This window comes from Arthrobacter sp. ok909, from assembly GCF_900104405.1.
GTDB classification, from domain to species: Bacteria; Actinomycetota; Actinomycetes; order Actinomycetales; family Micrococcaceae; genus Arthrobacter; species Arthrobacter humicola.
This window is the reverse complement of sequence record NZ_FNJS01000063.1, coordinates 1-8,571: the sequence shown is the minus strand read 5'-3', so window position 1 is coordinate 8,571 and position 8,571 is coordinate 1. Positions and strand designations below refer to the sequence as shown.

Annotated in this window: 9 protein-coding genes and 1 pseudogene; 8 read left to right on the top strand and 2 right to left on the bottom strand. The window is 65.3% G+C overall.

The genetic code is table 11. The features are described from left to right. The 3 genes from BLR03_RS25135 to BLR03_RS23580 all read left to right on the top strand — a co-directional run. On the top strand, positions 1-463 hold a 463-nt coding region (locus tag BLR03_RS25135; protein ID WP_254788679.1), incomplete at its 5' end, for an integrase catalytic domain-containing protein. Positions 464-598: 135 nt separating this feature from the next. After that, a complete protein-coding gene (locus BLR03_RS23585) occupies positions 599-1,663 on the top strand; it encodes an IS110 family RNA-guided transposase (protein WP_091256958.1) in 1,065 nt (354 codons plus the stop codon). 28 nt (positions 1,664-1,691) lie between these two features. Continuing rightward, entirely contained in the window at positions 1,692-2,081 is a 390-nt protein-coding gene (locus BLR03_RS23580; RefSeq protein WP_175460688.1) for a hypothetical protein, read from the top strand. 706 nt (positions 2,082-2,787) lie between these two features. On the opposite strand, the gene BLR03_RS23575 is transcribed toward BLR03_RS23580, so the two are convergent. Together BLR03_RS23575 and BLR03_RS23570 are read right to left on the bottom strand one after the other, a co-directional pair. Continuing rightward, complete coding sequence (locus BLR03_RS23575; RefSeq protein WP_091256956.1) at positions 2,788-3,024, bottom strand: hypothetical protein; 237 nt, start codon at positions 3,022-3,024, stop codon at positions 2,788-2,790. A 327-nt stretch (positions 3,025-3,351) separates the two neighbouring features. Then, entirely contained in the window at positions 3,352-3,804 is a 453-nt protein-coding gene (locus BLR03_RS23570; RefSeq protein WP_091256954.1) for an undecaprenyl-diphosphate phosphatase, read from the bottom strand. A 139-nt stretch (positions 3,805-3,943) separates the two neighbouring features. Here BLR03_RS23570 and BLR03_RS23565 point away from each other — a divergent pair, with 139 nt between their 5' ends. From BLR03_RS23565 to BLR03_RS23540, 5 genes and pseudogenes are all read left to right on the top strand, one after another. Continuing rightward, entirely contained in the window at positions 3,944-4,942 is a 999-nt protein-coding gene (locus tag BLR03_RS23565; protein WP_368087001.1) for an ACT domain-containing protein, read from the top strand. 608 nt (positions 4,943-5,550) lie between these two features. Continuing rightward, positions 5,551-6,339 carry a response regulator transcription factor gene (locus BLR03_RS23560; protein ID WP_175460687.1) on the top strand — a complete coding sequence of 263 codons (789 nt, stop codon included), beginning with the start codon at positions 5,551-5,553 and terminating at the stop codon, positions 6,337-6,339. A gap of 136 nt (positions 6,340-6,475) precedes the next feature. Beyond that, positions 6,476-6,934, top strand: coding sequence for a hypothetical protein (locus BLR03_RS23555; RefSeq protein WP_254788678.1), 459 nt, complete (start codon positions 6,476-6,478; stop codon positions 6,932-6,934). 618 nt (positions 6,935-7,552) lie between these two features. Then, positions 7,553-8,244 (top strand): annotated as a pseudogene (locus BLR03_RS23545) (histidine phosphatase family protein). A 24-nt stretch (positions 8,245-8,268) separates the two neighbouring features. Beyond that, a partial coding sequence (locus BLR03_RS23540) for a DUF3090 family protein (protein ID WP_139184665.1) occupies positions 8,269-8,571 on the top strand: 303 nt, incomplete at its 3' end.

Sequence of the window (8,571 nt, the reverse complement as noted above, 5' to 3'; positions counted from 1 at the left end):
GGGCTTTGTGGAGATCGACCTGGTCGGCCACGAGGGCGGCAACAGCTTCGGCGAGTTCTGCTTCACCCTGACAGTGACCGACATCGCCACCGGCTGGACGGTGAACCGGTCCGTGCGGAACAAGGCGGCCAAATGGGTCTTCGAGGCCCTCGAGCACGTCACCGCCGTGTTCCCCTTCCCGATCATCGGGATCGATTCGGACAACGGATCCGAGTTCATCAACGAGCACCTTCTCGCCTACTGCCATGCCCGCCGGATCACGTTCACCCGGTCCCGGCCCGGCAACAAGAACTGTGAGGATTGGTGTGGCTGGTCTGGGACTGGCTGGCAGAGTAGGTGCTGGCCGTTCCGCCCTGTGGTCGCGACTCAAACAAGAACTGGCCCCCGTCGGGTGCCCTTCCGTCGACTCGTCCGTCCATGGGGTGGGCGGCCGATACCTGCCCGGCCCACATCGGTGACTTGATCAGAAGGTTGCCCGCCCTGTTTGACGGGGCGTGGCTCGTCACAGTGCTGTTCCGAAGTGACCTCTACCCGGACCGGTACCGGCCGTGCGCGGCCCTGACCATATCCGCGAATAGAGGAAGATGCCAGAACCACCATGACTATCGTTGCGCATTCCCGCCCGTTTGTCGTCGGCGTCGACACCCACGCCAAAAACCATGTCTACGCCATCATCTCCGCCGGCACCGGCGAACTGCTTCAGACCCGGGCTTTCCCTACCACCAGCGCCGGCATCAACCGGGCCATCGCCTGGGTGGCGCGCCGCACCGGCGCCGACCTGGCCACCTTGTGGGTGATCGAGGGCGCCTCCTCATACGGCGCCCTGCTGGCCGGTGCCGTCGGCGCGGCCGGCTACCAGGTCGCCGAAGCCGCGCGCATGGATGCCCGGCACGGGGCCGGCAAGTCCGATCCGCTCGACGCGCACCGGATCGCCGCAGCCGTCCTGCCCCTTCAGGAGCAACAGCTGCGCCGCCCACGGCTCAATGACGGGATCCGCGCAGCCTTGCGGGTCCTGGTCACCGCACGGGAGTCCATGACCGGCGATCGCACCCGGTCCGTGAACGCACTGACCGCGCTGGCCCGGGTCAACGACCTCGGCCTGGACGCCCGCAAACCCCTGACCGGAACCCAGATCCTCGAGATCTCCCGGTGGCGCGCCCGTGACGAACCGCTGGCCCTGTCCGTTGCCCGCTCCGAAGCAGTCCGGCTGGCCAAACGCATCACCGAACTCAACACGGACATCAAAGCCAATAGCTCCCGGATCACTGAACTGGTCGAAATCAGCGAAGCCGCGCCCCTGCTGCAGGAAACCGGATTCGGCCCCGTCACCGCCGCCATCTGCCTGACCGCCTGGTCCCACCAGGGACGGGTACGTTCCGAGGCAGCCTTCGCCTCCCTGGCCGGGGTCAGCCCGATCCCGGCCTCTTCCGGCAACACCGTCCGGCACAGACTCAACCGCGGCGGCGATAGAACCCTAAACAAAGCCCTGCACCTGATCGCCCTCAGCAGGATGACCTTCGACGCCACGACCATCGGATACGTCCAGAAACGACAAGCCGAAGGACGAACCAAAAAGGAGATCCGCCGGTGCGTGAAACGCTACCTCGCCCGACGGATCTACCGAACACTCAACGCAACAAACCCGACCCCCTGCCGCGCTTGACAACCATAGAAGGGTCGACGGCGCCCACGTGGAGCAAAAGAACTGGGCCAGGGTCCGCGAACTCGTCGGCTACCTCCGCTACGACACGGCCGCCGAACTGGACAAGCTCAATGAAATCTGGGATCCGGACCGGACCTCCACCAACTACCTGCTGCCCCAGCAGAAACTCCTCGAGAAGCACCGTCACGGGGCAAAAGTCACCAAGAAACACGACGCACCGGCCACCCCGCACCAGCGCGCGGTCCGGCACCAGGCAATGCGCAAACGCCCGGTCATCGCCATGAACGCCGCCTTCAAACGGATCAAACCCGGAGCACTCTCACGCCAGATCCTGGCCCTGACCGGGGAACTGGAAACACTGGCCCTGGCCAAGAAAACCGCGCCCGCCAAACCCGTCAACCGGACCTGGAACGCCTGACCTTCCCGGAGGTTTTCAAATGAGGCAACGAATCACTCTTCCCGGAGGTATTGCTTTGAGGCAACAGGCAGCCAAATTTCGACGTGGAAACGGGCGTTCCGGCGGTGGTACCGTTGCTCCCGCCGGGCCGGGATTCATCTGGGGAGCGGCGCTGGCGGTCATACGCAGAACCTGCAGGCACCTTCGCGACCTCGCTAAGAGAAGGCTCGGACATTCTCATGTCCTGAACAACCCGGCGTCCTCTGATGGTTACCTGCAGGCGCTGTGACCGCATGCACGGATCTGCCCCTCGGCTAGAAGCGGAATAACACCCTGATCTCACGGTTGGGTCCGAAATCTGCGCGAGACATCCGCCTGCCCCCGATCACCCATACTTAGTCCGGCTCCACATACGGAGACATCCGGCCTGGTGGGAGCAACTCACCGTGAGCTGACGGCAGGCCTCGGAGCCGATGAGTCTGCGATGGCTGCCGGCATCCCCGAACGCCTAACTAACAAATGCAGACCGGCTCGCCCCAAGGGAAATGAGCTCCTCGACGGCTCGGCCGCATCCCGAGCGTGACGGCGTTGCTGGTAGGGGCAGTACGTGGTGGTCTTTCCTGGACCACGCGCGGCCGCTGGACACGTCGTTTCCAAGGAGTGCGCATTCCGCGGAGTCCAGGCACCAGGGTATCCAAGGACCATCCAGCCAGGAAAACGGGTTCACCTACCCGAACCGTGATTCGGATTCCAGCACGGTGAATTCGGTCGAGCCATTGTCGATGGGCAGCCTGCGCGGTGCGGTTCCCGGGAAAAAGATCCAGACGGCATCACCGCCGTGGGCGGTCAATTCATCCACAATGCCGATGCCCAGGTCCTTGTCGCCGATCCGGACGCGGACCTGCTGGCCGCGTTTCAGTTCGCTCCCGTGGACCTTCTTCCCGGTTTTGCCTTCGAAGTTCATGGTGGCGCCTTCCCATAAACGGAGGTGGGTGCACTCCAGCGTATGTGCACCCGGTAAACGCCCGGTGAACAGAGCCGCCCATGACTGGTTGATTATGCGACGGGAGACAAGCCCGCCCCGCGCGGCCAGGCGAGCCAGAGCGTCGGACGCGCGTTCATACGAGAAGGACCGGCCACCGGTGCCGGAATTCCTGGCCCCGAACTTCCCGGAACAGTGATGAGATCCCCGAAGCTGCCGTCCATTCCATGACAGCACCCGCCTGCATTGGGGGCTGCGCCGTTACCACTGGCCGGAAGGTCTTCCTCCGCTGCCCAAAGCCGGGCCGGCCTAGCCGATGATGAGCATCGCCGTGAAGTAGCCGACACCGCCGACCACGCAGTAGATGGCGAAGGGCATCAGTGTTCTGGTCTCGAAGAACCTGAGCAGGAATTTTGTGGCGAACCACGCCGCGAAGGCGGAGCAAAGCGCTCCGACGAGGAAGGCGCCGCGCTCGTCGGTCATCGCAGGACTGAGCAGTTCGGGGAGTTTCAGGACTGCGGCGGCGCCAATGACGGGGGTGGCGAGCAGGAAGCTGAACCGGGCGGCGTTCTCGTTATTCAGCCCCGAGGGCAGTCCCCCGACCATGGCTGAGCCGGACCTGGAAATGCCCGGCACGAGGGCCGCGGCCTGCGCCGCACCGATGCCCAGCGCCTGTTTCCAGGACAGCGCGGCAGGCTGATTGAGTTTTTTCAGATTACCGAACCCAGGATCGGCTGCTTCACGTTCCTTCAGAAAGCCCACCCCCGACTGTTCACCCGGCGGAGGGACTTTTGTCCCTGTTTCAGACCGGCAGCGGGCCCCTCTACTGGAAGAGCACGGCCCACTTCAGGGCACAGCCACCTGTCATCATCTATCGGGCTGAACCCTGAAGGGAACCACCATGTCCTCGATCCCCGTTGACAACGTTGCCGCCGAGCTCTCCTGCGAAGCATGCGGTCGCCTGCCCGAACCCCCGAAGACGCGTCTGACGGTCGCCAACATCGCCGCGATGCTGCCCCTTGAGCTGGCAACGCCTGCCGCGATGGTGCACACCGCGCTGCCAAACGTGGTCAAAATTCTCATCCTCGCCATCACCACGTGCATCCTCGGAATCTGGGTTGCCGAGCCATCAGCCATGAGGCTGCTGCGTTCCTGGCTCCATGCACCGGCCCTGCGCCACCGCCGCCGCCTGGCCACATCCCCCGCCCTCTGGCGCGCCCGCGCGAGCATCGACAACAAACCCGGCGCCGTGAAACGACTCACACACGTCCTCTCACGTCACCATGTGAACATCCTCAGCATCCAAGTCCACCCTCCCGACGACATCCCGCATCTGCCCCGCGATGCCCGTGTTCTCGTCGAACTGGTCATCTCCGCCGCGGCATCCCAGAGCGAGCAGCAACTGCTGGACATTATTGGATCCGGCAGGGCCCAGAACCGCCGGGTCTGGCCCACCACCGCCCTTGCCCAGTCCGACGGTCAGACCAAGGCCCTCAGCCTCGCGGCACGGATTGCCGCCAACCCCGACGAGCTGCCGCTGGCTGCGGCCGAACTTCTCTGCGCCCAGGTCATCAACCCGGCCACCACCGTGGCCCAGGACAGCCGGAACATCCTCAAGATCCCTTCCAGTCTGGGCCGCGTCCTCCTGTCCCGCCCATCCGAACCATTCACCCCCGCTGAATCCGCCCGCGCCCACCGGCTCGCGGAACTCGCCGAGACCGTCGCACTCACCCCACGCGCCGCGTCGCCGGCAGCGAGGCCCCGCCGTGGGCCACACAAACCGGGCCGCATCGCCTGCACGCCGCACGCACTTCACACACGGACAACTTCCTGTCCCCAAGCAAGCCGCCGCGACATCGATGCAACACACACCCACGAACATTCCGGCTCAGGCCGGTGACTATCCTGACCGCGCGGCCGGACCTACCCCCATGGACACCGGCCCAAGATAGCAACAAGAAGCCCCAGCCCGCGGGCGGCGCCGGACGGTCCGGAAGGGGCGAGAAGGCAACACACCAATCCGCCCATAACGAAGAAGTGGCCGTCACGGGAACTTGACGGCCACTCCTTCACAACCATCTTTCAACTCAATCGTCGGCCCCCACGCCATCGCCGCTGTGACCGGCACCGAGATGGGCCTCAGCCGCCGGGGCGGCGACAATGACGAACTTGTAAGCCTTCGAAACCGTCGCGGCACCGGTGGCTGCCGTTACAGTGAAGCCAACGGCCCGGGGTGCATGGGGATCCCGAAGATGGCACCGGTCGCAGCGTTCAACACCAGCCCGGCTGGCAATGACCCCAGGACACGCTAACCGTCGCAGCGGTCGATCCCGAGACGTCTAGCGGTCCGGCCTCGTATCCACGGGCAGGGACAGCGCCCCCTGAACGGTGCGCCGTTGTGTTGTGTTCACGGGCGCGTTTCTTGCAGAAGCGCACCCTCGCCGATTCATGGGAAATGCCAAGGATGCTCACCACGCACGCCCATCCACGCGCTGGATAATGCACCCTATGTCTACCCGCGACGCAGTCCTCAACGCCGAGACTCTCCCGGTGACGGTCAACCCGGCCGCAGCCTACGGGCAGGTCCTGATCATGCAACCGGCCAAGGCCATGGCAGCGGACATAGCCCGCGAACTTGCCACCGCCGGATGGCTGGCCGCGACGACCGGCAACGCGAACGCTGTTGAAAGAGGCCATCCTGCTGCTCTCATCGTCGACACCACGGGCCACGATGCCTGGGATGCCGCGGGCGTTGCGCGGATCCGGCGGTCTGCTCCCGGAGCGCCGGTATTGTTCCTGACCACACGCGAAACCCTCGAAAGCCTGCTCACCGGCGGCACCCTGCCCGGGGACGACTATATGATCGCGCCGTTTACCCCCGCGGACGTCGCGTTGCGCCTGGGCTGGCTCACCCGCCACGGCACCCCTGCACGCCGTGACCCCGAGCTCACCGTCGGGGACCTGAGCCTGCGGCCCCGACGGCTCCTTGCCCGCAGAGGCGATCACCAGATCCCACTGACCAAGACCCAATGCGCGGTCCTGCAGCTGCTCATGCAGGACCCCGGGAACGTCGTGCGCAAAGACGAAATCATGAACCAGATATGGCCCGGCACGCCCGGCCGGGGCGGCAACAACGTCGAGCTCTACATCTCCTATCTCCGGCGGAAAATCAACGCCGCCGGGCCGCCGATGATCCACACTCTGCGCGGCGTCGGCTACCTGATCAAACCAGCCCCCGCCGACCCGGAATCTGCCGCACAGAGCAACCAGCGGTTAGCCGGCACCGAAGTCCCGTAATTGCGGCCGCCCTGAGCACCTGCCTGTACTGTTCGGAAGGCCGGACCGACGGCCCGAGACTTCTCCCGGAAACGCGGGATCTTCGTACGCAGCGTGGCCGGGCCAAACCGGCTCACATGAGGAACAAGGAAATGCTATGACACCCAAACAAGACACGCCCGCGGCCGCCGGGCCGGACGCCGTCGCATCGGGTCCGTCGGGCAGAATGCCGCTAGGCGCACGCCGGCTCCTCATGATCGGAGGGCTGAGTGTCCCGGCCGGCCTCGTTGCCGGACCGTATCTTCTCGGCGGCCAACTCCTGGCCCTCGCCGGTCTCATCATGGCTGCCGCCGCGCTTTCCTACAGCATTGAAGGACCCTGGTTCTCGCGCTGGTCCTGGATCACCACGACCGCGGGAGTCCTCTGGCTGGCGGCCACGGCGGCCTACTGGGGTTCGATCATCGCGGCCGCCGAAGCATCTGCCCAAGCCCCGGCATTCGCCCCAGCCCTATTCACCACCGGATTGGCCTGCTTTGGCGTCATGGCCATCGCTACCGTCGTTGCCATGACGCGCCGCGCCGCCAAGACCCGCAACCCGCGGGCCGCGACCACCTGATTTCCCCTTCGGACATGACAGCACCGAACGGAACTGCCCCACCCGGCACCGGCCCGGAACCTGGCAGGACCGCGCCCACGACCGGTAGCCGGGCCATCGTTGGCATGGCCAGCTGCCGACCGCGGACACCATGGAAAACGACCCGACCGTCTCATTAATTGATCGTTTGTGAGACTGAGGTGTGTCAAGGATGTATGACAGTGCTGACACGGCGGTGGCGGCCGCAGTCACCGACTACGCCGTGAAGAGCGGAGTCGTTCGATCCGAAACCAAAGAGTGTCGCGCCCTGGTTCCGGGAGCACAGCGCGGGGTCGGTGTGGTCCATCACACCCAATGGCGCACGACCCGCTCTGAGAGGGCGGGAACTACTGGATCCGACGCGGAGCGGGTACGGGACGTCCTCCATGCGGGGGTCGACTTCGGCCGGGGGTTCTGGCTGTGCCGGTTCTTCCGGTTTTTCTGCGTCGGCCAATGAGCTGGTCAATGCGTGCCGAGTCCGTCTGGGCGGCTTTGAACGCCCCGCGTGCTTGAAGGGTTCCGCCAATGCTTTATCTGCCTGTTCGACGCGCGACCCGGTACGGTTCACACCGCCCTCGAGCGGGTGGTTAGGCTGGGTGAATGGCGACAGTTATTCTCGTGCGGCACGGCCGCACCACAGCCAATGCCACTGGACTGCTGGCCGGCCGGGCCGTCGGCGTCAGCCTGGACCAGATCGGGCGGGACCAGGCGGCTCGGACCGGAGACCGGCTCGCGGCCGTGCCCGTAGTCGGGGTGGTGTCGAGCCCTCTTGAGCGTTGTCAGCAGACCGCCCAGCTCATCCTCGATCGCCAGGCTGACACGCCGTACGCGCCGGTCGATCTCGATCTCACCGAGTGCGATTACGGCCAGTGGCAGGGCCGCACGCTCAGTGAACTCGCGACCGAGGATTTGTGGCCGGTCGTGCAGTCGCAACCGTCCGCCGTCGTCTTTCCCGGCGGTGAATCCATGGCCGCGATGCAGGCTCGGTCGGTGGCAGCGATTCGACGCCACGATGCAGCCTTCGAAGCCGAGTACGGGCCCGGGGCCGTGTGGGTGAGGTGAGTCACGGTGACATCATCAAGTCAATCCTCGCCGACGCGCTCGGCATGCACCTTGACCTGTTCCAGCGTATTAACGTGGGCCCCGCCTCCGTATCGATCGTGCGCTACGGCGCTAGTCGGCCGAGCGTCTACGCGACCAACACCGACGCGGGTGATCTGTCGTGGCTCTCGAACGGCATCCACGCTGGCGACGCGCCGGTGGGCGGCGGTGCAGGGCAAAAAGCGCCTTGAACGCCCTGTGCCTAAAATACTGACATGCCTACACGTGTTCACGAGTTTGCCTGGCCGGATCGGGTCGTCGTTGGCACCATTGGCCTTCCGGGGGCGCGCACGTTCTACCTGCAGGTGCGCGCGGGGACGCAGATGGTGAGTATTGCCCTGGAGAAGCAGCAGTCGGCTCTGCTCGCGGAGAAGATCGACGAAATGCTCGACCAGCTCATCACCGTCGAGGGCAACCCCTTCAGCGTTCCCACGAGCACTCCCCTTGAACTTGTCGACAATGACCAGCTCGAGGCCGTTCAGGAGCAGTTTCGCACCGGCGCCATGAGCTTAGGTTGG

Coding starts and splice junctions, on each gene's coding strand:
- BLR03_RS23585 (WP_091256958.1), top strand. CDS start 599: ATGACTATCGTTGCGCATTCCCGCCCGTTTGTCGTCGGCGTCGACACC.
- BLR03_RS23575 (WP_091256956.1), bottom strand. CDS start 3,024: ATGAACTTCGAAGGCAAAACCGGGAAGAAGGTCCACGGGAGCGAACTG.
- BLR03_RS23565 (WP_368087001.1), top strand. CDS start 3,944: ATGTCCTCGATCCCCGTTGACAACGTTGCCGCCGAGCTCTCCTGCGAA.
- BLR03_RS23560 (WP_175460687.1), top strand. CDS start 5,551: ATGTCTACCCGCGACGCAGTCCTCAACGCCGAGACTCTCCCGGTGACG.
- BLR03_RS23555 (WP_254788678.1), top strand. CDS start 6,476: ATGACACCCAAACAAGACACGCCCGCGGCCGCCGGGCCGGACGCCGTC.